The organism is Kitasatospora sp. NPDC054768 (assembly GCF_053612025.1).
Window position 1 is genome coordinate 1 of sequence record NZ_JBSHBN010000119.1, and the last position, 21924, is coordinate 21924.

Consider the following 21924-nt stretch of genomic DNA (forward strand, 5'->3'; position numbering starts at 1 on the left):
CCTACGGGCCTTCGGCCCTCCGTTCGCGCCTGACCTTCGGTCAGGCGGCGGCCCCGCTCCGCGTGTCCGCACCCGGGCTTCGCCCGGGTGGGCCCGGCGCTCCGCGCTCGGGCCGGCATCACTCCGCTTCGCTCCATGATGCCGGCGGGCTGATGCCCATTCATAGGGTTGAACTGGGTATTTGGCTGAACTCAAGGCAGGCTGACTAAGGAGAGGGGTGGGCGCCGGGGGCGCGGACGGGTCGGCTTCACTCCTGCTGGAGTGGTCTAGACTCTAGTCCAGGCCACTGCTTCGGTCCGGGCGAAGGGTGGGGTGCGCTACCCCGGCAGGGTGAGCAACGGTCCCCAGTGTATCAATCTTTAAGTGTCGGACGATCCCGTCAGAAACGGGGTTCGGACCCGGCTCTTCGGGCGTTCTCCGGAATTTCCGACCGGGGACTAATATCCTGCCGGACAGTCGCTTCAATCGGGCTCGCATTCTGGTCGACCGGATTCCATCGCCGGTCCGTCGAATGTATCAGTGGGGCACTGTCAGCATTTCCCGCGTGGTCCCCTGGTGTGGACTCGGGAACGGGTGAGGGAAGACACGTCTTCGTGAACGTCGTAAAGCCCGACCTGATGGCCGCTCAGGCAGCCGCCGACATCTCGCTGCGCGGGCACCGGGGGGCCATGACGCAGGGCCTCGCCGGTGGCTAAGACAGTGGGCGCCGAACGGGCTGGAACTGGAGGGCAGCTGGCCCAATGTGGTCCTGATTGTGTTCCAGTGATCGGCTCCTGACGCAGGGCGGGTCAGGCCGGTCGCCGCGAGACCAGACTGCTTCAGCGTCTTCAGTGCCTGCGGGCCGGGTCACCGCCGTGTCGGAGAACAAATCCTACGCGGATGTTGTGGGCGCTACCCGGCCGCAATAGGCCGGTTTATGCTCTATTGCCCTGATCGCCGCGCGGTTCTCCTTCCGATCGCCGTGCGATCCCTTCGTCGGGCATGCAGTACATGCAGCATCAGTTGCACCGGTCGGGCCAGGCGAAGATCCGCAGGCCAACCGCGTCGGGTCCGGATAGTTCCGGCTTCTCCCGAGCCTCCCGACAGCAGCCGGCAGCAACCCGACCGCGCCGAACTGCGGGTTTCCGAGAAGCTCAAGAAAGCTTCAGAACAGCAAGTTGTTCCTTCGCAGCACATCGCTCCGCCGTGACATCGTTACCACCGGTTGGCGCCAACCCCTTGCATGATCCACTCCGCGAAGGGAAGTCCCATGACCTACGCAGTTCGCAACGACCTGCGCTCGTTCCCGGTCCGCCGGTACTGGCTGATCACGGTCGTTGTCATCATCGTGGTGGGAGCCACTCCCTGGGTCGGCGAGCCGGTGGCCACTTCCGCGCTTGGCGTCCTCACAGCCGCCCTCCCCATGACCAGCCCGTCCCGGCGCGGCCGGAGGCGATGACCTCAGTCCGTGCTGTCACCAAGCCGGTGACAGCACGGACGTCATGGCGCCGTAGTTCTTTGGCCGGCATCAGCCGGACGCGGGAGAAGAAGCACAGCGCAGCGTCCCGCCCCGAACGGACAGCGCCCACCCCCACCCACCACACCTGTGAGGTACGGACGGGATGTCACCGACCGATGCGGCCACACGTCAGTGGAGGTGCGGGCCACGTCAGCGTGCCAGCCCGGCTGCATAGCCCCACCTGCGGCTCTTCCTCTAGGCAGCCGCTGACGTGAAGCCGCATCCCGCTGACACCGCACCCGAACATCACAACGTACTGGGCCGAGCGCCAGGGCGAGCTCCTGCCCCCGCTCGGCCTGATGGTCTGCGACGAGGCGCACCGCGTGCTAACGCTCAGGTTCGATGGTCACCCTCACTGCCTTGAGCGCCATGCTCAGCAGTTCCTGGTTGCTACTAACCGCCTTCACGAACGCCGGTTCTAGATCTTGCTCCCGCTGTAGGGCCCGCTCGTCTGTCCACCAGTAGAGGGCGTCCTTCGCTTCTGGAAGCGCAAGCGGCGTACGAGCACGTGGCTGAGCTGGGACGAAGATCGTCATCGCCGATTCGTTGGATGCCTCGGCAGTGTCCGCAGGTTGCGGATCGTCCCTCTGACGGGCTTCCTCATAGGCCAGTCTGCACAGCCTGTCGATGACGACGCTGACGCTGTGAACCTGCTCGGGTGTCACCCACCGGACTCGGCCGGCGAGGTGGACAGCCATGTCGTGGGTGAAGTCCCAGTTCTGCAGGCGGGGGCTGCAGAAGAGGTTGTAGATAGTGGTTCGGGAAGGCACTGGCACCCTGCGCGATGAGGGAACGCTCTTCGACCTCTTCTTCATGTCGGTCGCGATCGAGCCCACCGACGGGTACCGAGCGTAGGAGTGGAGCTGATGAAGGGCCTCGTTGAGCGTTCGGTGCGCTCCTGGCGACAGGTCCGGCCGGCTCAGCTGTCCTGCAACGCCCACCCTTGGCTCCTCTCGGCATCAAGTCTCCGTTCAACGGTGTTCAAGACCGTTCAACGCCGTCCCATCCTAGGCCGATCTGACTGTGCGTCGGACCCGTTCAGCACCGTCGGTTCAACGGGTCACTGCGAGGCAGGTATTAGCGGGAAGATTCTTCGCGTACTCGAAGCCCATAAAGAGGAGAAGGCAATGAGTAAGAAGCATCTGAACACCACCCGCAGCCTCGTGCGCGCCGCCCTCTTCAGCGGAGTCCGTGGCCTCGCCTATGGCATTGGATCGGTCCTTGCTGGAATCCTCCTGTGGCTGATCAAGTCCAGCATCTGAGCAGTTTAAGGGGGCGGGCGCCGGTTCATCCGGCGTCCGCCCCATTTATGCAATTCGACACTCTTGCATCCATTGCATTTTTGATATTTCTCAAAGATAATCTTTCGGCTTCCGAGGACCGAATATCGTCCGGAGGAAGGAGGCGTTCTCGGCGATCTGGACGCGCTCGCTGTGGGCCTTGGCGGCTGCGGTGATCTGCTGGGCCGCTTCTGCCTGCGCGGCCTGGTCGGCCTTCTGCTGGCAGAAGTGGCAGAGCTTCTCGCCGTCGGAGGCGTAGCGGGGGTTCTTGTACTTGTCGGCGGTGCGGTGGCAGTGGGGGCAGGCGGTGGCGAGGAGTTCGCGCTGTTGGCGGCGTTGTTCGGCGGCGGCCTGGTCGGCTTGCTGCTGGGCGCGTTGGGCTTCGCGGTGCTGGGCGTACGCCTGGGGTCCGTCGTGGTCGTCGAGGGCGTCGTGGAGGGGCTGGAGCGGGCCTGGTCGGCCGGCGCGGCGCCAGATCGGGGAGAGCGGGCCGCGTTCGATCAGGAGCTCCAGGCTGGTGAACAGGATCGGGATCGCTTCGCTGCGGTCGTAGTAGCTGTCGCCGAGGTGCCGGCCTTGCCAGTGGCGGCGGGTCATCTCGGTGAGGGCCTTCACGCGTTGGCTCATGGCGCGCTCGCCGAGGTGGCCCAGGACGATGGCGACGGGCGGGTAGCCGGGGCGGCCGGTGTCGGGGTAGGTGCGGCGCCAGTGCGGCTCGGTCTTCTTCCACTCCAGGTAGCCGATGGTGCCGCGGGAGTGCGGGTTGGGCAGCGGGTGGCGGTGGTCGAAGAAGCCGCGGTAGTCGTCGAGCTTCTTGGCGACGATCGGGTTGGACTCGTTGTCGAGGTCGACTTCGACCAGGAGCACCGGCACGCCGTGGTCGGGGGCCCGGAGGACGGCGTCGGCGCGGACGGTGGGCTTGTGCGGGGTGAGGTGTTCGACCTCGGTGGCCCACTGCTCGATCCGGCCGAAGCCGGGCCCGACGCCGGGAGCGGTGCGGTCGCCGTGGATGCCCTTGGGGTCGACGTCTGGGCCGGTGCCGCCGACGATGAAGCTGATGATGGTCTCGGTGACGGCCAGGGCGTGGCCGGCGGCGGAGCTCGTCCCGGCCTTGCGGGCGATGCCGCCCATGGTGCGGCCGTCGGGGAACAGCGCGCGGGCGGCGTCGCGCCCGGCGGTGGTCATGCCCCAGATGTCCCGGCCGTCCTTGCCGGTGCCGTGCTTGACGGTGATCCGCTTCTTCTCCAGGTCGTTCAGCGCGGCGCGGGCGAACTTGTTCTCCAGCGCGTGCGGGCGCAGCAGTCGCCAGAGCTGGTGTGGGGTGACGATCTTGAGGACGGCGATGGCGCGCTGGATGTCGCGGCGTACGTCGTTGTTGGAGCCGCCGGGGTTGGTCTTGGAGGCCTTGCGGACGCGTTTGCGGGGCGCGGCGGCCGGGGCCGGGCTGTCCGGCTGGTCGGGTATGTCCGGGTCGGTTGGGCGGCTGCTCACGGCGCTCCCCCTGTCTGCGGTGTGGCTGCTGACTGCTCTGCATACCGCACGGCGCCGACAAGTCGATCACCACCGGCCCGGCCCCGCCCGCAGCACCGGCCCGCCCGGCCACCGCCCGCCCCGCGGGCCCGGCCGCCCCGCAGCAACCGAAACGCCTGGCTGCCCGGCCGCGGCGCGAGCCCCGGGCACCGCCCCTGGGGGCCGGGGGGACGGCCCGGGGGTTGGGCGAAGGGCAGGAGCGGCCCGGAGCGAGACCCCGATGGAGCCGCGCTAGGCGGCAGAAGGGTTGTCGGCGTTTCTGGACGGCCTGGACAAGGGGTCTGACCTGCGTTGATGCACCGTCAAGGTGGGGGGTGACCGGAAGCGGTATCGGAAGCGGTACTGGAAGCGTGCTGCCGGGCCGATCCGGGCTCGGGACAACGGGTCGCGGGGCGATTCTCACCGGTCCCCGCCCGGTCGCCCGGGCGACCGGGCGGTGCTGGTTGGACGTGCCTGGCGCGAGGTCTCAGGAGCGGGGCGGGTGGATCAGTACGCCGCCCACGGTGGGTACGCAGCGTGTGCCCGGGGGCAGGTGCTCGATCGCCCCGAGGTTCTCGGCCCGGCCGGTCCGGAGCACCCTGCGGAGGTGGTCTTCGCCGTACAGGATGCTGCCGGGGTCGGTCATGGTGCCGGTCATGCAGATCACGGGGTCCGCGACGAACTGGCCGCCGGCCTCGGCCGCGACGCGGAGTTCCGCGGCGTTGGCTTCGGCCTCCGCCGCGTCGAACGGCGTCTGGCAGCCCGGGCAGATCACCCCGGTGGGGCGGCCCTCCTGCCACCGCGCGTTCCAGTCCGCGGCTTCCTCGCTCGTCAGGTCGTTCGGAACCCCGCTCCCGCAACGTCCGCACCTCAGGCTCTGCCTCATCCGGCCAATCTACGCACCGTCAGACACGCCGTGTGCGGGATCGGCCGACCGGCAGTCACCGCCGCCGCTGATCGGGCGGCGGTGCGGGGCGGGGGCGGGGGCGGGGTGCGGACGTGGCGCAGCGCGGCGATGGCCTCGGCGGCCTGTTCGGCGGGCCGCTGGGCGGGTTGTGGCGGGTCGGGACGGGCCGGTGGGGCTGGGACGGCGGCGGGGCGGGCCCAGGGCGGCTGCTGGCGGCTGTGCGGGCGTGGCTGGGGGCCGAGGGCGCGGGCGGCGCCGGGGCCGAGGGCGCGCCGGGCCGGGGAGGGGTTCATGGGCGGTTCAACGACGGCGGCCGGACCGGGTCGCGGCCGCGTGGCCCGGGTCCGGGCGGCCGGCCTTCGCCGGACGCACCAGGACCAACAGCCCCGCAGGGTGGAACCCGCGCCGTCCGGACCGTCACCCAGAACCGCACCCATCCCACCCAGCAACCAGGGCAGAGGGACAGACAGAGGGGGTTGTCTTATTTTCCGGCGCCTCGAAAACAGGCTCTGAACTGCGGAAACGCTCAACAGCGGCCGGAGGGCACGGGGTACGTGCGGTGGTAGCTGCGGTGCTGTCTGCGGTGGTGCCCTCGGTGGTACGTGCGGTGGTGTCTACGTGGAACCGGGACTGCTGGTTGACGGCCGTCGGCCGACCCCGCAGGCCGCGGTCGGCTCTGCCGGACGCGAAAAGACCAACAGCCCGCCGCAGGCGCGAACCCCGAACCGACCAACCGACCACCCCCACCAAGACCAAAGGAGAGGAAGGGGTTGTCGGCATTTCCGGACCGCTCAGCATGGGCTCTGACCTGCGATAATATCGCGCCAGGGCGAATCGTCATGTGCCCACAAGACAACCGACAAGGCGCCCCGTAAGGCGCCCGACAAGGCGTCTGACAAGACGCCTCACAAGATGCAGCCGGTCAGCCGAGTACCGGAGCGGTGTCGGCGTCGAGCAGGCCCTGGTCGAGGGCCTGGCGCACCAGCAGGGCGGCCAGCTCGGCGGTGCGGGTGACCAGCGGGCGGCTTCGGTCGGCGGGACCGGCGACGAAGGCGCCCTCGATCACCACGACCCAGCCGTCCACGCCGCCCAGGCCGTACTCGATCCAGGCGAGCGCCCGGCCGGCCTTGCGGACGTAGAACAGCCCCGGGGCCCTGGTCCACCCGGCCAGGTCCCAGCCTGGCTCGCCCATCAGCGAGCCGATGTTCCGGATGAGGTCGAACCGGCCGAGCCCGCGCAGGTACGGCTCGGGCGGCGGGCGCAGCGGCCCGGCGTCCTGCTGGCGCGGCAGCGCCGGGGGTGTCTGCCGGGCCGGCTCGACGTCGGCCAGGGCGGCCGGGACGGCCGGGCCGGGCTGCTCCTGGTCGTCGTGGTCGGCGGCCGCGGTTTCGCCCCGCGAGGCGGAACCGTCGCCGTCCTGGTCGTCCTGGTCGACGTCGTCGCCCCACCGTTCGGCGCGCTCAAGCATGCGGCGGGTCAGCCGCTCGGACGCGGTGAGGTCGGGCCAGCGGGCCTTGTCCCGGATCTCCTGCGCGGCCATATAGGCGCGGGTGCTGTAGGAGGGCAGCCGCGCGGCCAGCTCCTCGAAGGCGGCGACGGGGTCGCCGCCGTTCTCGATCTCCAGCAGGTAGCTGGTGAGCTTGCGGCACATCGCGTCGGCCAGGCCGAGGAGGTGTCGGCCGTCCTCTCCCCATCGGGCGAGGTCGTCGTCGGCCGGGACGGCGGCCGCGGGTGCAGCGGGTGCAGCGCTGTCCGGTGCAGCACCCAGGTTGGGTGCAGCAGGTGCAGCGTCGAGTGGTGCGGCAGCGGGGCCGGGTGCAGCGTCCGGAGCAGCAGGCGGTGCAGCGGGGCCGGGTGCAGCGGGCGGTGCAGCGGCCTGGGCTGCTGCTTCGCGGGCCTTGGCCTTGGCGCGGTCGACCTTGCTACGGCAGGAACGGGAGCAGTACTGCTTCGGGCGCCCGGTCGGGCCCTTCGGCGCCGGGTTGGAGCAGCCGGGGCGGGCGCACTGCCGGGTGGGGGCCGTGCTGTCGGCCGGCTGGTCGGTGGCGGCGGTCGGCGGGGCGCTGTCCATCCCGGGATCGTAGCCATCAAGGTCAGCGACCTGGCGGGAGTTTCGCCTCGCGGGGCGAATCTCTGGACCTTGGAGGCGAGGACAAGGGGGTTCTCCAGCACACCCGGCCAGGTTGTCCCGGGGCGGTGCTGCACTCCGGGCGGAGGGTGCAGCAGGGTGCAGCACGGCCTGGTGCTGCACCCGCCGGCGGTCCCGGCCGGGGCGCTGCACGGTGCAGCACGGCCTGTCGGTGCAGCAGGGCGCCGGCCTTCACCGCGGGCCGCTCCGCAAGGCCGGTCCGGCTTGCGCAAGGGCTATGCGCAGGCCCGCAAGGACCGCTTGCGGTGCGCAACGGACCGCGCTGCGCATGCGCAAGGGGGTGCGGGGCGCGGTGCGGACCGGGTGCGCGGTCCGGGTTCCGGGTCCGGTCCTCCGGCCGGGCGGTGCGCAGGCTCGGGTCGGGGTGCGGGCGGTCCCGCATATGCCCCGACCTGCGGTGGAAAGGTTTGACGGGGCGAAACTCACCGGCCTTGCGGGGCAAAACTCACCGGGTGCGGAGGAGAACTCACCGGCCTTGCGGAGTGCGGTGCGTGGTCGTGCGCAGACGGCGGCCGGCGCCGCGCGCAGGTGCGGGATGCGCGGGGTGCGGTGCGCAGCCGCGTAGGGGCTGACCTGCGGTGGGGAGTTTGGCGGGGCAAAACTCACCGGCCTTGCGGGGCGGAACTCTCCGGCCTTGCGTGACCTTGACGGTGCTGGTGAGTTCACCGGTCATGACGAACATGACCTTGGTGGCGGCCGAGTCGGGCGCCGGGGACGAGGACCAGGAGCAGCGGGAGCGCGAGCGGCAGCACGCGGTGAACGAGGTGCTCGCCGAGGCGGCGGGGGCGGGTCGGCGGGCGGCCGGGTGGGTGCGCGAGCTTGCCGGGCGGCAGCAGGAGGAACGGCACCGGATCGTGTTGGAGCGGGCCGCCGACGCCGTCGAGCGGGCCGCCGGCCCAGAGGTCGTCCCGGGCGGCGAGGGACAGCTGGACGACGAGCTGGCGTACGACCTGTCCGCCGGCATCGTCACCGGCAACCCGTACGCCGAGGCGCTCCCCGAGCTGTCCATGGGCGAGCGGATCGCGCTGATCACCGTCTGCGCGCTCGCCGCGGCGATGCCCGCCTCGGTGCTCGGCGAGCTGGAGCGGGAACTGCCCGCCCTGGCCGCCACGATGGACGCCGCCGTGACGGCCGGCCGGGCCGCCCGCCCGTGAGCAACCTTGTCCCGTGCCACCGAACTTTGACCGTTTGCCACCGGATCTTGACGACCGCGAGCTAGTGTCAGCGATGGTTGGGGTCTGCAGGTCAAGGAGGCACGATGTCCGAGCCGATTCCCGACGATCTGCGCTGCTCGCGCTGCGGTGACCTTCCGGAGCCACTCCTCTGCCTCGGCCACAAACCCGACGGCACGCCCGCCACCGACACACCTGCGGCGATGCTCGCGCTTGAAGCCGAGCTCGGCCTTGCCGATGACGCGCGCCGCCGGGCCGCCGGCACCCTGCTCACCGATGCCCAGACCGCCGCGATGCTGCGCGCCATGGTCGACGACCTTGAACTGGGCACCGACAACAGGGAGCACGAGCGCTAATCAAGCACGCCGAACGCTCTGATCGGGCGTCGCTCTGAGTGATCAAGACGCTCTCCTCGGTCTCGCCCGGCGGGTACCGGTCGTACGGGAGCCGGCGGGGCACCCGCACCAGGTAGGTCTCCCCGACCCGGACCTCGGCCGTCCTCACCGCGGCCACCTCCTCACCGTGCCGCCTCCCTCCAGCATCGCCCCGCCGCTCGGCCCGGGGTGCCGCGCCACCAACCGCACGGCTGTGCGACCTACGATGGCCGGGTGTCCGACACCGAATTCCCCGCTGACCTGCTCGAACTCCAGCGCCGCTGGTACGCCGCCGAGGCCGAGTGGTCTGCCGACCCGACCGAGGAGAACCGGCTCGCGTTCACCACGATCGGCGCCGAGCTGTACGCCCACGAGCACTGGGCGCAGGTGGGCAACCGGCACGAGACCGAGATGAAGCTCAAGCAGGCCGGACGCCCGGACACCGCGCGGGAACCGGCGGCCTGACCGCCGGTCGGCCTTCTCCGCGTGCGCCTACTCCCCGGCCGGACGACGGTGAAGGGGGTCGCGCGAGCACGTCGGGAGGCATCGGTGGCAGATGACGTCGGGACCGAAACACCGGACGAGGCGCACCGCCGGCCGCCCGGGGTGGACGACGCGACCATCGAGGCGCTGGGGATGCTGACGAAGGCGCTGGAGTACACCGAGCGGGCCCGCGGGCACCTGTACGCGGTGCATCACATGACCGGCGGCGCCGACCGGATGCTCGCCGAGGCGGTGCGGATGCTGCGCCAGGCCGGGCACGCAGAACAGGCCGACCTGGTCGAGCAAGAGATCCTCGGCCGGGACGTCATCCCGGGCATGTGGACCTATCAACTGGTCGAGGAGTACGACGACAGCTACTACCGGGTGTTCACAGCCGTGGAGCAGCAGATCCGCCAGGATCTCGCCGGCGGCCGCCGGCACCTGGCCGAGGCCGAGATGCAGCGGGCCGCGCGCTCCCGCCGCCGCAGGCATACGGCCCCGTAGAGCGCAGCACGGCCGGGTCCCGGGAAGCAGGGTGGTGTTCCGCGGGGCCCGGCCGTGGGAGGCCAGCCGTGCCGGGGAGGGCACCGGGATTCCTCAGCCCTCCCCGGCGGGATCAGCCGCCCGGCGTCCGGACGATGAACTCGACGTCCATCCGGTCGGCGAGGCGCACCAGGCCGGCGCCCAGAGTGGAGACGGTCGCCGGGTCGACGCCGCTCCACCCCCGGTCCACCCGCTCCTGCCAGCCGGAGGCGAGGTCGCGCAGCATGGCGCTGACGTCAGCGGCCGGCACCACCATGCTGCCGTCCTCGTCGCAGCGGACTTTGACGTAGACCCGCCGCATGCCGGCCACAGGCTCTCTCCCTCGTTCTTGGACAGGCCCCCGGGCTCCGGTATCAGGGTCGTCCCAGGCCACCTGGCGGCGTGGGATCCCCGGTGGCCGGTCGCCGGAGTTCACACGGCCGGGTGTGATGCCGGCCGAGCTCGCGATCGTCGGCGTCCGCCAGCCCGGCGGCGACCGCCTGCCCGCCGGAGAAGCAGCGCGGCCGGGTCCCGGGAGACAGGGGGATGGTCCGCAGGACCCGGCCGGTGGGAGGCCAGCTGCGCCGGGGGCGTGGCGCTGCTGCTCTGCTCGGCGGCCCGGTGGTGCTGTGGTGGGGCCGCCGTGGCGGGAATGCTAGACCTGTGATCGTCAGGTTGCTAGGGCTTTGACCTGCGTTCTTTCGGGCGCGAACATGCCATCAGGCGTCGGGTGCGGCCCGCTGCACGAAACCGGTGGCGCCGTGCACGGCCGGCGGACGAGACTGCGCGGATGGATGTGCTCCCGCCGCTGCCCGGACCGTTGCCCTGGCCGGTACCCGACCCGCGTGCCCACCACTTCGTGACCCACTACTCGGACATGCACGACCTGGTCGCCGACCTGGTGGTGCCCGAGAACGCTCCCGCGTACGTGGTAAGCGCGCTGGAGACGTCGCGGGAGCTGATCCGGCACTCCTACTACCGGTACGAGTTCACCACCGTCGCCGTCACACACTCGCTGTTCGCCCTGGAGCGTGCCCTCGCCGAGCACCTGGGCGTGAAGAAGACGTTCCAGCAGCTCATCGAGCACGCCGCCGCCACCGGTGTCATCGCGGCCGACCTCGCCGACCGGCTCAGCGCCGGCCGCCAGCTGCGCAACAAGCTCGCCCACGGCGACCTGACCAGCACGGCCCTGACCCCGGTCATGGCCGTGAACATGGTGCGCGCCGCGTTCGACACCGCCGCGCTGCTGTACCCGGCGCCGACCGGCGAGGCGGCCGGTACCTGACCGGTGAGCCGTATGGTTCTCGAATTCCACCGGTGAATTCCGTCCAGAGCCCGTTGAAATAGAAAAGTCCCGACCGTTTGGAGCGGCCGGGACTTTCGTTTCCGGCGACACGGTGGCCGCTGGAGGAGGGTGCTACAGCTCGACGTCCATCCACGCGATGTCGTTCAGCTCGACGTCGAGGCCGCGGGCGCGGTGCCCGTTGTCCTTGAAGTAGTGCTCGCGCAGGCCCTCGGCGAGGATCCGTTCCTGCTCGGCCTGGCTGGCTCCGGCGTCGCGGGCGTCGTACAGCCGCTGGGCCACCGAGCCGGGCATCTTCTGGGTGATCGTGCGCTGGCGGGGGTCGTCGGTGGAGCCGCCGGCCGCGCTGTAGCCGAAGGTCGCCTGGATGTGGAGCATGAAGCCGTTCTTCTCGGCGTCGCGGCGCACCCGCTGCTTCACCCGCGGCTGCCAGCTGGCGCGGACCTTGTTCTCGATGGCCTTGGCGGCGGCTGGCTTCGGGGTGCCCTGTCCCTTGAGCCAGCGCTGCACGGTGCGCTGGCTGACGCCGAGGTCCTGAGCGAGTTTCTTCGTGGAGCCCTTGGCGCCCTTGAGCAGGAACCGCATCCGGGCGGGAACGGACTGCGGGATCGGCTTGGTGCGCTCGGCCCGCTCCAGGCCCTCGTCAATCTCCCGGCTCACACTGGTCTCCTTCCCGGCCGCCGAGGGCGGCGGCCGCTGCTGGTGGTCATGGGTGGCGGCCCGCCGGACGGGTGCCGGCGGGCCGTACGGGACTACTCGTCGGCGGAGACGACGCCACCGGTCTTGATGTGCCGGGCCGGGTTCGTGTCGTCGGCGATGAGCTCGGCGATCTCGGTCATCGGCCGGGAGCCCTCGAACTTCACCAGCCCCGGCGACACCCCGAGGCGCAGCGAGGTGGTGAGGGTGCCGTCCGGCTTGGTGAGGACGTCCAGGGCGCCGGGGCCGGGGGAGGCGAACACCGCGCAGTCCGAGAGGACGGCGAAGGCGTACAGGCCGGTGTCGGCGGCCATGCGGCGGAGCTTGCGGTGGAGGTTGACGGTGGCGGTGTCGATGACCAGGGCGCGCATCAGCGGGTCCCAGGTCGGCCGCTCCAGGGCCGCCCAGCGCTCGCCGGGCTTGTAGCCGTGTCCGCGGGGGCGTTCGCGCATCTTGCCGATGCCGCCCTTGGCGGTCTGCTTGATCGCGGTGAGCACCGCCAGCTCCGCCGGGTCGCCGTTGGTCTTGATGGCGGCCATGGCGTCCAGGAACGCGACCGGGTCGGTGTCGGCGAGGGTGAGCGGCACGCCGAGGGCCGCCATCGTCTCCACGTACGCCGCGCGGAGCCGCTTGTGCCACGGGTCGAGGTAGGGGCCGTGCTCGTGCCGCAGCCAGCCCTCCAGCGGCCGCACGGTCGCGCCGAGCTCCACCGCGTAGGCGACCTTCACCGTGGAGTACCAGGCTGGCCCCGTCGGCCGCGAGCCGTCGGCGGTGAACGGCGACGGGAGGAGCGGGTTGGTGTCGACGTCGGACAGGTCGACCAGCCAGGAGCCGGGGATCTTCGGGTCGAAGACCGGGTTCAGCTCGTGCACCGGGCCGGACAGCGGCAGCACCAGACGGCCCGAGGCTGCGAGGAAGGCCATGTTCACGTCGAGGCCCACCGCCCAGCCAGCGGCCTTCTCAGCGTCGGTGAGGGGCCGGTGCCAGTCCCACGCCTCTGTCACCAGCGCGCCACCCGGCTCCCGGTCCTGGGCAAGCGGATGCATCTCCGGGACCTCCGACGGCGCCGGGTCGAACGACTCCTTCGGCCGGGAGCCCTCCACCGGCCCGGACGTCCAGCCGGACTCGGTGCGCACCGCCCGGGTCGGCGGGCGCAGCGCGGTGACGAGTTCGAGGCCGGAGACGGCGGTGGAGCCGCGGGGGGTGAGGACGCGGGTGGCGTAGGTGCCGAGCAGACGGGCCAGGTCGGCCGCGCCGAGGCCGTCCGGGATCTGCCAGCCACCGCTCGCGAGGGCGCCCCAGGCGGGGATGCACAGCTGGACGCACTGGCGCTTGCCGTCCTCGGGCGTGCGGTAGATCCGCGCCCAGGGACCCAGGCCGCGCTGGGTCAGCAGCCAGCCGGCCTTCTCAACCTGCTTGACGGCCTTGTGGTTCTTCGGCAGCTGGCCCAGGCGCTGGACGAAGTCCTTCTTCTCGTCCCGCCCGAGCGGCGGCAGGCCGAGCTCGGCCAGGGCGGCGTCGGTGAGGACGACCAGGGCGTCGCCGTCCTTGCCGTGCCGGTGCAACCTGGGCGAGCCAAGCCCGGTCTCCAGCGCCCACTCGACGACGTCGGCGAGCGTGCGCCCGACCGGCGCGGTCGACGCCACCGTGCCGTCGGCGAGGTAGGCCACCAGGCCCCGGCCGGACGGGGCAACATCCACCACCGCCAGCGGCCCGGCGGGGAACCGCGCAGCGGCGGCCGTTTCCCAGTCCGCCGGGCCCGCCTCGGCGGCCGGCTTCTTCGCCGCCGTCTTCCGCGTCCGCGACACCGCACCGGCGGCCGGGCGGGACGGCGTACCGCGCCGGGACGCCGCCGACGCGGGGGTGGCGGGGGCGGCCCGGCAGGGCGCAGCGATCGGAGCGACCGGAGCGACCGAGGCGGCCAGCTCCGGCGACGCCACGGCCACCGGGGCGCCGGGGGCGGGCTGCGCGAAGGCCGGAACGGTGCTTGGGCGGCAAAACCCGCCCAGGTGCATCGGCCGGCCCTGCGCACGGTACGGCGTCGGCTGCCCGCACTGGACGCACGGCGCCGGCTGCGCCATCAGCAGCGAGGCGTCCGGGTTCTGGTCCAGCATCACCGGCTGCGCCACCGGGATCGGCTGCTCGGACACCGGGACGGCGGCGAACGCCTCCGGGACCGGGACCGGGGCGGCGGCGGGCTCCTCGACGACGGCGGGCTCCGAGAGGGCGGTCTGCCGTACCGTCTCGGCGGGCGCGACGGTCTCGGCCGGAACCGGCGCGGACGCGGCGGCGCTGTCGGTGCGCACGAGACCGGCGACCTGCGCACGGCGCAGCCACTCGGTGGGCTCCACGGTGCCGTGCTGGAGCGCCAGCGTCGCGAGGAACCGGATGTACACCTCGCGCTTGGGCGGGCGGGGCTCCGTCGTCCCGGCCTCCCAGCGCACGATCGTCTCCCGCCGCGTCCGCAACGCGGCCGCCAGCTCCTCCTGGGTGTAATCACCGGCCTTGCGCAGCCGCTCCCGCTCCGCGGGCACCGGCAGGTCGTCCACCGGACGCGGCCGGGCAAGCAGCGCGTCGATCGACGCGAACAGGTCGTCAGTCACAACCTCACCTCCAACGAGAACTCTAGCGTGAAAGTCACTTTTGGATCGCACTTTTTGGCGCACATCCGCATCCGCACATCCGCCGAATCGGGGCAGCACGGAACCAACTCGCTGACGAAGGGGGTGTTGTCCTATGACAAATGACCTTGATTGTTTGCCAGATGGTCTTGGGCCACCAGCTTGTTGCGGGCTGGTGCGACGCTGACCCACATCCGGCGCTATCTCGGCCAGGTTTCAGACCGCATGGCGGAGCATTACGTGCACCTGACCAGCACTGATCTGGAGAACGTGCTCCAGCACGTCTGGGTCGCCGGCCCCGGCACCGCGAAGCCGGGGGAACTCCTGGCCGGGGACGCGACCCCGCTCACCCGCGAGCAGGCCCAGGCCCTGGCGATCGACCTCTCGCGCCGCAGCACCCCGGCCGAGGGCGGGTTCTGCACCTTCCAGCCCGTCGTCGAAGGCGGCACCTGCCCGTGGAACCTGGGCTGCCACAACTGCGACAAGTTCGTGCTGTCCGGCGCCGACCTCCTCTACTGGCGGCGCAAACGCGAACAGTGGCGACTCTTGGCTGAAGGTGCCCCCGACGACGCCACCGCGGAGTACCTGCACCGCTACTTCGAACCCACCGCCCGCGCCATCGACGGCCTGGAGAGCGCCCTGGCCGGACTCGGGCTCCTCGACGACGCCCTCGCCCTGGACCTGCGCAAACCCCAGGACTACTTCCACCGCGTGTGGTCCACCGCCTTCCGCGCCGCCGACCTCGCCCAGGCCGCCGACGACGAACAGGACCAGGTCGACGACACCACCGATGATCAGGAGCAATGCGCGTGACCACCACTGTCCCCGACCCGCGCACCGCCGCGGCCCTGGCCGCCCGCCACCGCAGAACCGCAGCCGCCCTCGAACGGGTCCGCGACGCCATCACCCGGCTCCGCCGCGAGAAGACCCAGGTCAGCGTCGCCGCCGTCGCCCGCCGCGCGAACGTCTCCCGCACCTTCCTCTACGACCACCCCGACGCCAGGGCCGCAGTCGCCGCCGCGATGGCGGAGGCCGGCGAACGCCGGACCCAGATGGTCGCCGACCAGGACGAGGCACGCGAAGCGACCTGGCGCGAGCGGGCCCTGAACGCCGAGGACGGCCTCAAGGCCGCCCACGCCGAGATCCTCACCCAGCGCACCCGCATCGGGGAACTCCTCGGACAGGTACGCGACTTGGAAGCTGAGTGGACCCAGGAGGCCATCCAGCGGATCACCACCGAGAACACCACCCTCAAGCAGCGCGTCCGCCAGCTCACCGCCGACAACAAGTCCTTCGACGAACGACTCAAGGCTGCCCGATCGAACCTGCGGTTCCAAGACCGCCGCGTCGCCGACCTCGAAGCTCAGATCGCAACCCCGCCGGGATGATCCGCGCTACGCGGGGCGAAGAACGGGGTCGATCTCGGCCAGGATGTCGTGCAGCTGACGGGCCCCCAGGGCAACCCGGTCGTCGGTGTCCCGCAGCATCTCCTCGCACAGCTGCATCGCTTTGTCCCGGTCCTCGGAGAAGATGCTGAACACGTCGACGATTGCGGTGTGGATCCAATCGCTGTGATTCGAGTTGGCGACCGCCATCGCGGAGGCGACTACCGTCAGCCCGGCCCTGTCCATTCGCCGAAGCATGGCTTCTGTGGTCACTCGGGTGACGAAGGTGTCACCCGAGTCGAGCACGAGCTCCAGCAGCGGCCCGAGGGCCTCCTGCATGTCGGCGAAGGCCGCCAGGCCGCGACCGGCATCCGCCCGGTCACGGTAGTCGAGGCTTCGCCCGAGCTCGCGGAGCGCCACGAAAGCGGCATGCCGCCGGTCACTGTCCTCCTGAAGCAGGCCTCGCAGTCGCCTCACCTCAGCGATCAGGCGGGGCATGTCCTGCCGCGCAGAAGCGATGAAATCGAGATCGGCATCCAGTTGCAAGTCCGGACTGACCTGGACCAGTTCTCCGTTGATGAACCGACTGAGATAGATCTCATCGTCCTCCACAGCAGTGGCTGGGGCGATCTGGATACAGCTCGCGCCGCCGGTCGCACCGCGAGTCTCCAGCACGGGAACCCACGCACCCACGGATGCGGCCGCGATGCGCACCTCCATGGAATCGAGCTCTTCTTCAGTCGGCATGACCGGATCATCCACCCCGACCAGGCCGACCGTCCACAGGATGTCAAGGAAGCTGACCAGATACGGCTCCCCCTCAGCGCCAATTTGCGCGAGCTGACTCCACTCCAGGCAGTCGACTATCGGCAAGCCCGACATCGCCCTCCTCGCCCAGTTCGCCGGACGCCGGCTGGCCGACCTGCAACGCGCCCTCTCCGACGCCCCCGGCAGGCCGCAGCCCGAGCAGCACAAGCCCGCCGACCTGCGCGAGCCCGCGCAGCGTGAACTCTTCCGCGGAATCGACCTGCTTCTCGCGTCGACACAACCCCGCAACGGCGTTCCCTGGCGACTGGTCGCCCGGCGCCACGGACTACGTCGCAAGGACCTGCGCCGAGCCCTCCAGCAGCAACCGGTCCGACGGCAGGCCCGGGCCGTACCCGCCAACGACGCCCAGCGCCGCCGCATCCGCGCCCTGGCCGGGGCTGGCCTGTCGACCGCGCAGATCTGGGCCAGAATGATGGACGACCACGACACACCGCTCACCTACACCGCCATCAACGCCTTCCTCCAGCGTGTCCGCCGCATGTGATTGGGTACGCGGAGAGTTCCGCGGCCACCACCTTCGAGAGGGTCGTTCATGTCGCATTACCCGTCGCTGACCCGTGCCCTGGCGGAGGCGCTCGTGGACCTCACCAGGTTCGTCGAGAGCGCGGACGACGACCTCATGGATCAGGACGATGCGGTGAAGGCGCTGGAGGGCGTCGCCGCAGTGGTGGATCGCCTGTCGAGCTCCCAGCGCGCGGAGTTCCAGCAGGTGATCAACGCAATGACCGAAGTCGAGACCGATCCCGGCCGCCATGAATTCCTGACAGCGTTCCCGGACGGGTTCGGACTCGTGAAGTAGTGGCCAATCGGCCCAGGATGTCCACGAGACCCGCGATGCCCACGGGGTGTCACTGCCCGGCGCGTAGCCCGCTGAGTCCGGCTCCGACCTTGGTCAGCATCTGGCCGAGGAGGTGGAGGGCCCGTGCCCGTGTCGGCACTCCTCGCGCCGTTCCCGTCCAGTAGGCGTCGGTGAGCTTCTCGGTCACCGCGAGAATCCGGTCCTCGTCCTGGGCGGCCAGGACAAGAACGAAGCGCACGTAGTCGCCGATGTCGCTGCCCTGGGAATGCTGGTGGATGAAGGTCTGCAGGCGTGCAGTCAGGGCTGGAAGGGTCCGGTCGGTGGGAAAGACAACGGCGAGGCCGGCGAGGGCCAGCCGAACCGCCGGGCATTCGGCCGGCCAGCGGGTCAGCAGATCTGGCGTGCGGGCCTGAACCGCGCCGCGGGCCCGGGCCTCGCTGTCGGAATCGGCGTGTTGCGGAGTGGCCAGCCACGTCTCAGCGAGGTGGCGCTCGGCGACGGTGGCGGCCCTGAACAGCAGGCCGACTGCTTGGAACCGGTGTCGGGCGGGAACCCGGTCGTCGACAGCCAGGGCCGTGAGCAGGACGAGGCCGTCGGCGGTGGCCGGCTGACAGGTGTCCTGGTGGAGGATCTCGTTGTAGAAGTCGCCAAGGAAGCTCCGGTCGTCCCAGGAGGGGTCGATCTCGGCGTCGAACAGCATCGCCGCCTGGGGCGGCCTGCGGCCCGGCAGGCGGTCGGCGATGACATCCCGGAAGAGCTGCCGGATCGGCGGACCGGAAGCGACCGCGCCGTGCCGAATCTGCTCGGGCTCGGCGTGCGTATCCATGGTCAGCGCAGCCTACTGGAGCATCGCGGGCCAGCAACCTGCCGCCTTGGCCGGCGACCAGGGCGTCAGCCCCCACATGCTCCAGTGAAGCCGAACCTCGTGATCACAGCTAACCATTCCAATGTGATCAAGATCGTTTGACAAACGGTCAAGATCATTTGAGACAGGACAGCATTCGGCGGTATTCGCCCGGAGGGTCCGGGGCGGAGGTCGTGGCCGCCCCGGGGGCAGGCTTCACCGGGGCTTGGCCGCGGTGGGTGCGCGGCCGGCCGGGCCGGTCAGGACGGTGGCGGTCCAGGCAGTGATCTGGTGGACGAGGCGGTCGGTCCGGCGCTGGCCGCGGGTGGTGGCGGACAGCAGGAGGAGCGCGGGCAGGCTGGCCAGGACCACGAGCAGCAGCAGGAGCGCGCTGAGCACGACGGCGACGGTTCGCGCGGGGGCGGCGGCCAAGCGGAGCAGAAAGGGGTCGGTCATGGATGGCATCCCGTCAGGTCGGTGGGAGATGAGCCGTCTTGGCCCTGCCACCGACCTTCACCCCTAGGCTCGGTGTTCCCTCCTGGGAGCAGCGGGTTTCCGGGAGGGGAAGTTTTCCGAGGGCCGGGGAGCGGGACGTGGCGATGGCTGGCGACGGCGGCGGGCCGGACGGGAACGGTGCGGGCAGCCCGGTACCGGCCGGGGAGGCGGGTTCACCGGAGGCGGCCCGGACCCTGGGTACGCAGCTGCGGCTGCTGCGGGAGAACGCCGGGCTGTCCCAGCGCGCGATGGTCGCCCTGCACGGCGGCAGCATCTCCTCCGTCTCGCGCTACGAGAACGGGGACCGGCTGCCGCTGAGCGGGTACGTGGAAGCGCTCCTGGAGGAAGCCGACCGGCGGGGAAGCGCGCCGCTGACCGCCGATGTGCGGCGCATGGTGACCGTCCTGTACGAGCATGCGCTCGGTCCGGTGGGGGGACGCAACAGCGAACGGGCCGCGCTGTACTGGCGGGAGCGGGAACTGCGCGAGGTCCAGGAGAAGGAGGCCCAGGCGACCCTGCGGCTTGCCGAGCTGGCCGCCCGGGCCCAGGCCCTGCAGGACATGGCCGGGCCCGCAAGCGCGGCACAGGCCGGGCAGCACGCGGCCCTGGCCGCGCAGGCCGCGGACGTCGGGCACCGGCGCGCGGGCCTGGCCGAGCGGCGCCGCCGGCTCCTGGCCGACATCGACCACCTCAGCGCCCTGGTCGCCCGTGAGAACGACGAGAAGGCGGGCCTCGCCCGGCGGCCTCTCACGTGGCGGGGCCTGCCCCCGGCCTCCGGAAACGGCCCTGTCTCCCCCCGGGAACAGCGCTCCCTGTCACGCGCTCTGGCCGCGCTGGCCCTCGTACTCTTCGCCGTGGCGGCGATCGTCTGGGGAGTGGTGCTGCTCCAGCGGCAGTCGCAGCCGATCGCCCCGGCGCCGGCCCGCGAGACGATCACGCCCGCACCTGCGCCGTCGCCCACCCCGGAACCGACGCCCACGCCAACCTCGACGCCGACACCAACGCCCACGCCAACTCCGACGCCGTCACCCACACCGACTCCGACGCAACCACCGCCACCGCCGGCCGCGGAAACGCCGTCCACCGCGCCTCCGGCCACCGTGGGCGTGCGCTGGCGCGGAACGCTGACCCTCGACGACGGAACCAGTACCGGAATCCCGACAACGGCCTGGTCCCTCGACCCCGTCCCGCCGCAACGCGCACTCACCGGCGACATCTCAATGACCTGCCAGCTCGTCTGCGATCCCAGTCAGTTCTTCGGCAACACGATCGTGCTCTGGGCCGGAACCGCACCACCCCGGCGCCAGCAGTGCGTCGACCTCCTCAACACCAACCCCGGCCAGCGCAGCACCAACGTCCCCGCCGGCTCCACCGCCTGCTTCGGCACCACCGCCGGACGCGTCGGCTACTTCACCCCCAGCGGCGTATCCGCCAACGGCCAGCAGAAACTCCAGACCACTGTCTGGGAACTGCCCTGAACTCCCCGGCACCCCGCGCGCACGACGACCGGCATCGCACCGACGCACCCCTGTACGCGGCGAGCCACGAACGACTCCCCGGGCACCACGACGACATCTCAGCCGTTCGCCTCGGACCAAGCGTTGAACGCGATGGCCCACGCCATCACGTCCTGCGCCCGCTTCGCCGGAACCTTCACCGTCGCGCTGTCCCCATCCGCTCCGCACACCACCACCGACAACGCCCCGGTCTTCTTCTTCAACGCAAACGCGAACAGCCCGGTCACGAAAAGCCGCGTCACGGTGATCCGCTTGCCCGTGCCGTCGATGGTCTGGATGCTCGCGCCTCTGGCCACGGTCTGCCACACGCCCACCCGCAGCACCCCGTCACCACCGAGGGATATCAACGAGCCCCGGGGCGGCTGGGGCGGGACGGGCCTCTGAGATGACATCGCTACTCCCCTATCGCCGGCTGGTCGACAAACCATCCCACTCGCGGGGGAACGAGAAGCGCCACTTGCCGACATCTCGTAGCCCTCCTGATGCTTGCGGCGCCACCGACCGCACGGGTGTGCGATCTACGACGGGCCGGTGTCCGACTCCGGTTTCCCCGCTGACCTGCTCGACCTCCAGCGCCGCTGGTACGCCGCCGAAACCGACTGGGCCGCCGACCCGACCGAGGAGAAGCGGGCCGCGTTCGCCGCGGCCAGCGCCGAGCTGTACGCCCACCCGTACTGGGCCGGGGCGGACAACCGGCACAAGGCCGAGATGAAGCTCAAGCAGGCCGCCCGCCCGGACACCGGCGAGGCGCGGGCGGCCTGACCGCCGGTCGGCCTCCTGCGCATGCGCCCACTCCCGGGCCGGACGACGGTGAAGGGGTCGGGCGAGCACGTCGGGAGGCATCGGTGACAGATGACGTCAGGGCCGAAGAGCCGGACGGGGCGCACCACCGACCGTCAGGGGTGGGCGCTGCGACGGTCAAGGCGCTGGGGATGCTGTCGAAGGCGTTGGAGTACACCGAGCGGGCCTGCGGCCACCTGTACACGGTGCACCACATGACCGGCGGCGCCGACCGGATGCCCGCCGAGGCGGTGCGGATGCTGCGCCAGGCCGGGCACGAGGAGCAGGCCGGCCTGGTCGAGCGGGAGCTCCTGGGCCGGGACGTCATCCCGGGGATGTGGACCTACCAGCTGATCGAGGCGTACGACCAGACCTACTACCAGGTGTTCACCGCCGTTGAGGAACAGGTCCGCCAAGACCTCGCCGCCGGCCGCCGGCACCTGGCCGAGGCCGAGATGCAGCGGGCCGCACGCTCCCGCCGCCGCAGACACAAGGCCCCGTAGATCCGCGCCTTCCGTCCGACGTCCGGGAACGGAGCGCGGCGCGACCGGGTCCCGAGGAGGCAAGGGGGTGTTCCTCGGGGCCCGGCCGGTGGGAGGCCAGCAGCGCCGGGGAGGCATGGCGCGGCTGCTCTGCCCGGCGGCCCGGTGGTGCTGTGGTGGAGCCGCCGTGCCGAGGATGCTAGACCCGCGCTTCTGTGGTGACCAGGGCTTTGACCTGCAAGATTTCGGCCGCGAACATGCCAGCCGACCGTGCCGCCAC

Annotated in this window: 25 protein-coding genes; 13 read left to right on the plus strand and 12 right to left on the minus strand. The window is 71.1% G+C overall.

Translation table 11 applies throughout. The features are described from left to right. The first annotated feature begins 1249 nt into the window (after nt 1–1249). Entirely contained in the window at nt 1250–1438 is a 189-nt protein-coding gene (locus ACWGKU_RS28710; RefSeq protein ID WP_452178683.1) for a hypothetical protein, read from the plus strand. A gap of 386 nt (nt 1439–1824) precedes the next feature. Here ACWGKU_RS28710 and ACWGKU_RS28715 read toward each other — a convergent pair whose 3' ends face one another. Next, nucleotides 1825–2439 (minus strand): hypothetical protein, encoded by a 615-nt coding sequence (locus ACWGKU_RS28715; RefSeq protein WP_452178684.1) that lies wholly within the window; start codon nt 2437–2439, stop codon nt 1825–1827. A 186-nt stretch (nt 2440–2625) separates the two neighbouring features. On the opposite strand from ACWGKU_RS28715, the gene ACWGKU_RS28720 reads away from it, so the two are divergent. After that, nucleotides 2626–2760 carry a hypothetical protein gene (locus ACWGKU_RS28720; protein ID WP_452178685.1) on the plus strand — a complete coding sequence of 45 codons (135 nt, stop codon included), beginning with the start codon at nt 2626–2628 and terminating at the stop codon, nt 2758–2760. A 90-nt stretch (nt 2761–2850) separates the two neighbouring features. Here ACWGKU_RS28720 and ACWGKU_RS28725 read toward each other — a convergent pair whose 3' ends face one another. The 4 genes from ACWGKU_RS28725 to ACWGKU_RS28740 all read right to left on the minus strand — a co-directional run bounded on the left by ACWGKU_RS28725 (nt 2851) and on the right by ACWGKU_RS28740 (nt 7265). Next, on the minus strand, nt 2851–4269 hold the full coding sequence (locus tag ACWGKU_RS28725; protein ID WP_452178686.1) for a replication-relaxation family protein: 1419 nt from the start codon (nt 4267–4269) through the stop codon (nt 2851–2853). A 505-nt stretch (nt 4270–4774) separates the two neighbouring features. Then, nucleotides 4775–5173: a hypothetical protein gene (locus ACWGKU_RS28730; protein ID WP_452178687.1), complete on the minus strand. Its 399-nt coding sequence runs from the start codon at nt 5171–5173 to the stop codon at nt 4775–4777. Next, a complete protein-coding gene (locus ACWGKU_RS28735; RefSeq protein WP_452178688.1) occupies nt 5170–5487 on the minus strand; it encodes a hypothetical protein in 318 nt (105 codons plus the stop codon). The genes ACWGKU_RS28730 and ACWGKU_RS28735 overlap by 4 nt, the downstream gene beginning before the upstream one ends. A 629-nt stretch (nt 5488–6116) precedes the next feature. Next, nucleotides 6117–7265, minus strand: a complete 1149-nt coding sequence (locus ACWGKU_RS28740) for a hypothetical protein (RefSeq protein WP_452178689.1) — start codon at nt 7263–7265, stop codon at nt 6117–6119. A 749-nt stretch (nt 7266–8014) separates the two neighbouring features. Between ACWGKU_RS28740 and ACWGKU_RS28745 the strand changes: the two genes are divergently transcribed. From ACWGKU_RS28745 to ACWGKU_RS28760, 4 genes are all read left to right on the plus strand, one after another. Next, nucleotides 8015–8497 (plus strand): hypothetical protein, encoded by a 483-nt coding sequence (locus ACWGKU_RS28745; protein WP_452178690.1) that lies wholly within the window; start codon nt 8015–8017, stop codon nt 8495–8497. Nucleotides 8498–8601: 104 nt separating this feature from the next. Further along, entirely contained in the window at nt 8602–8871 is a 270-nt protein-coding gene (locus tag ACWGKU_RS28750) for a hypothetical protein (protein ID WP_452178691.1), read from the plus strand. A gap of 252 nt (nt 8872–9123) precedes the next feature. Then, a complete protein-coding gene (locus ACWGKU_RS28755; RefSeq protein WP_452178692.1) occupies nt 9124–9354 on the plus strand; it encodes a hypothetical protein in 231 nt (76 codons plus the stop codon). A gap of 84 nt (nt 9355–9438) precedes the next feature. Further along, nucleotides 9439–9876, plus strand: a complete 438-nt coding sequence (locus ACWGKU_RS28760; protein WP_452178693.1) for a hypothetical protein — start codon at nt 9439–9441, stop codon at nt 9874–9876. A 112-nt stretch (nt 9877–9988) separates the two neighbouring features. Here ACWGKU_RS28760 and ACWGKU_RS28765 read toward each other — a convergent pair whose 3' ends face one another. Continuing rightward, a complete protein-coding gene (locus tag ACWGKU_RS28765; protein WP_452178747.1) occupies nt 9989–10216 on the minus strand; it encodes a DUF6213 family protein in 228 nt (75 codons plus the stop codon). Nucleotides 10217–10684: 468 nt separating this feature from the next. On the opposite strand from ACWGKU_RS28765, the gene ACWGKU_RS28770 reads away from it, so the two are divergent. Next, nucleotides 10685–11179, plus strand: coding sequence for a DUF4145 domain-containing protein (locus ACWGKU_RS28770; protein WP_452178694.1), 495 nt, complete (start codon nt 10685–10687; stop codon nt 11177–11179). A 132-nt stretch (nt 11180–11311) separates the two neighbouring features. Here the strand turns inward: ACWGKU_RS28770 and tpg are convergent, their stop codons facing one another. Together tpg and tap are read right to left on the minus strand one after the other, a co-directional pair. Beyond that, the gene (gene tpg, locus ACWGKU_RS28775; protein ID WP_452178695.1) at nt 11312–11857 is read right to left on the minus strand and encodes a telomere-protecting terminal protein Tpg; all 546 of its coding nucleotides are present in this window, start codon (nt 11855–11857) and stop codon (nt 11312–11314) included. Nucleotides 11858–11949: 92 nt separating this feature from the next. After that, a complete protein-coding gene (tap, locus tag ACWGKU_RS28780) occupies nt 11950–14496 on the minus strand; it encodes a telomere-associated protein Tap (RefSeq protein ID WP_452178696.1) in 2547 nt (848 codons plus the stop codon). 243 nt (nt 14497–14739) lie between these two features. Here tap and ACWGKU_RS28785 point away from each other — a divergent pair, with 243 nt between their 5' ends. Together ACWGKU_RS28785 and ACWGKU_RS28790 are read left to right on the plus strand one after the other, a co-directional pair. Then, nucleotides 14740–15327, plus strand: a complete 588-nt coding sequence (locus ACWGKU_RS28785; RefSeq protein ID WP_452178697.1) for a hypothetical protein — start codon at nt 14740–14742, stop codon at nt 15325–15327. Continuing rightward, nucleotides 15324–15902, plus strand: a complete 579-nt coding sequence (locus ACWGKU_RS28790) for a DUF6262 family protein (protein WP_452178698.1) — start codon at nt 15324–15326, stop codon at nt 15900–15902. Before ACWGKU_RS28785 ends, ACWGKU_RS28790 begins: the two co-directional genes overlap by 4 nt. Nucleotides 15903–15908: 6 nt before the next feature. On the opposite strand, the gene ACWGKU_RS28795 is transcribed toward ACWGKU_RS28790, so the two are convergent. After that, the gene (locus tag ACWGKU_RS28795) at nt 15909–16781 is read right to left on the minus strand and encodes a hypothetical protein (RefSeq protein WP_452178699.1); all 873 of its coding nucleotides are present in this window, start codon (nt 16779–16781) and stop codon (nt 15909–15911) included. A gap of 478 nt (nt 16782–17259) precedes the next feature. Between ACWGKU_RS28795 and ACWGKU_RS28800 the strand changes: the two genes are divergently transcribed. Beyond that, on the plus strand, nt 17260–17526 hold the full coding sequence (locus ACWGKU_RS28800; RefSeq protein ID WP_452178700.1) for a hypothetical protein: 267 nt from the start codon (nt 17260–17262) through the stop codon (nt 17524–17526). A 49-nt stretch (nt 17527–17575) separates the two neighbouring features. On the opposite strand, the gene ACWGKU_RS28805 is transcribed toward ACWGKU_RS28800, so the two are convergent. Together ACWGKU_RS28805 and ACWGKU_RS28810 are read right to left on the minus strand one after the other, a co-directional pair. Next, nucleotides 17576–18352, minus strand: a complete 777-nt coding sequence (locus ACWGKU_RS28805; protein ID WP_452178701.1) for a hypothetical protein — start codon at nt 18350–18352, stop codon at nt 17576–17578. A 234-nt stretch (nt 18353–18586) separates the two neighbouring features. Next, nucleotides 18587–18826, minus strand: a complete 240-nt coding sequence (locus ACWGKU_RS28810; RefSeq protein WP_452178702.1) for a hypothetical protein — start codon at nt 18824–18826, stop codon at nt 18587–18589. 143 nt (nt 18827–18969) lie between these two features. Between ACWGKU_RS28810 and ACWGKU_RS28815 the strand changes: the two genes are divergently transcribed. After that, a complete protein-coding gene (locus tag ACWGKU_RS28815) occupies nt 18970–20343 on the plus strand; it encodes a helix-turn-helix domain-containing protein (protein ID WP_452178748.1) in 1374 nt (457 codons plus the stop codon). A gap of 98 nt (nt 20344–20441) precedes the next feature. Here the strand turns inward: ACWGKU_RS28815 and ACWGKU_RS28820 are convergent, their stop codons facing one another. Then, entirely contained in the window at nt 20442–20696 is a 255-nt protein-coding gene (locus ACWGKU_RS28820; RefSeq protein ID WP_452178703.1) for a hypothetical protein, read from the minus strand. Nucleotides 20697–20913: 217 nt separating this feature from the next. On the opposite strand from ACWGKU_RS28820, the gene ACWGKU_RS28825 reads away from it, so the two are divergent. Together ACWGKU_RS28825 and ACWGKU_RS28830 are read left to right on the plus strand one after the other, a co-directional pair. Beyond that, on the plus strand, nt 20914–21144 hold the full coding sequence (locus ACWGKU_RS28825) for a hypothetical protein (RefSeq protein ID WP_452178704.1): 231 nt from the start codon (nt 20914–20916) through the stop codon (nt 21142–21144). An 83-nt stretch (nt 21145–21227) separates the two neighbouring features. Continuing rightward, a complete protein-coding gene (locus ACWGKU_RS28830; protein ID WP_452178705.1) occupies nt 21228–21665 on the plus strand; it encodes a hypothetical protein in 438 nt (145 codons plus the stop codon). Nucleotides 21666–21924 lie beyond the last annotated feature (259 nt).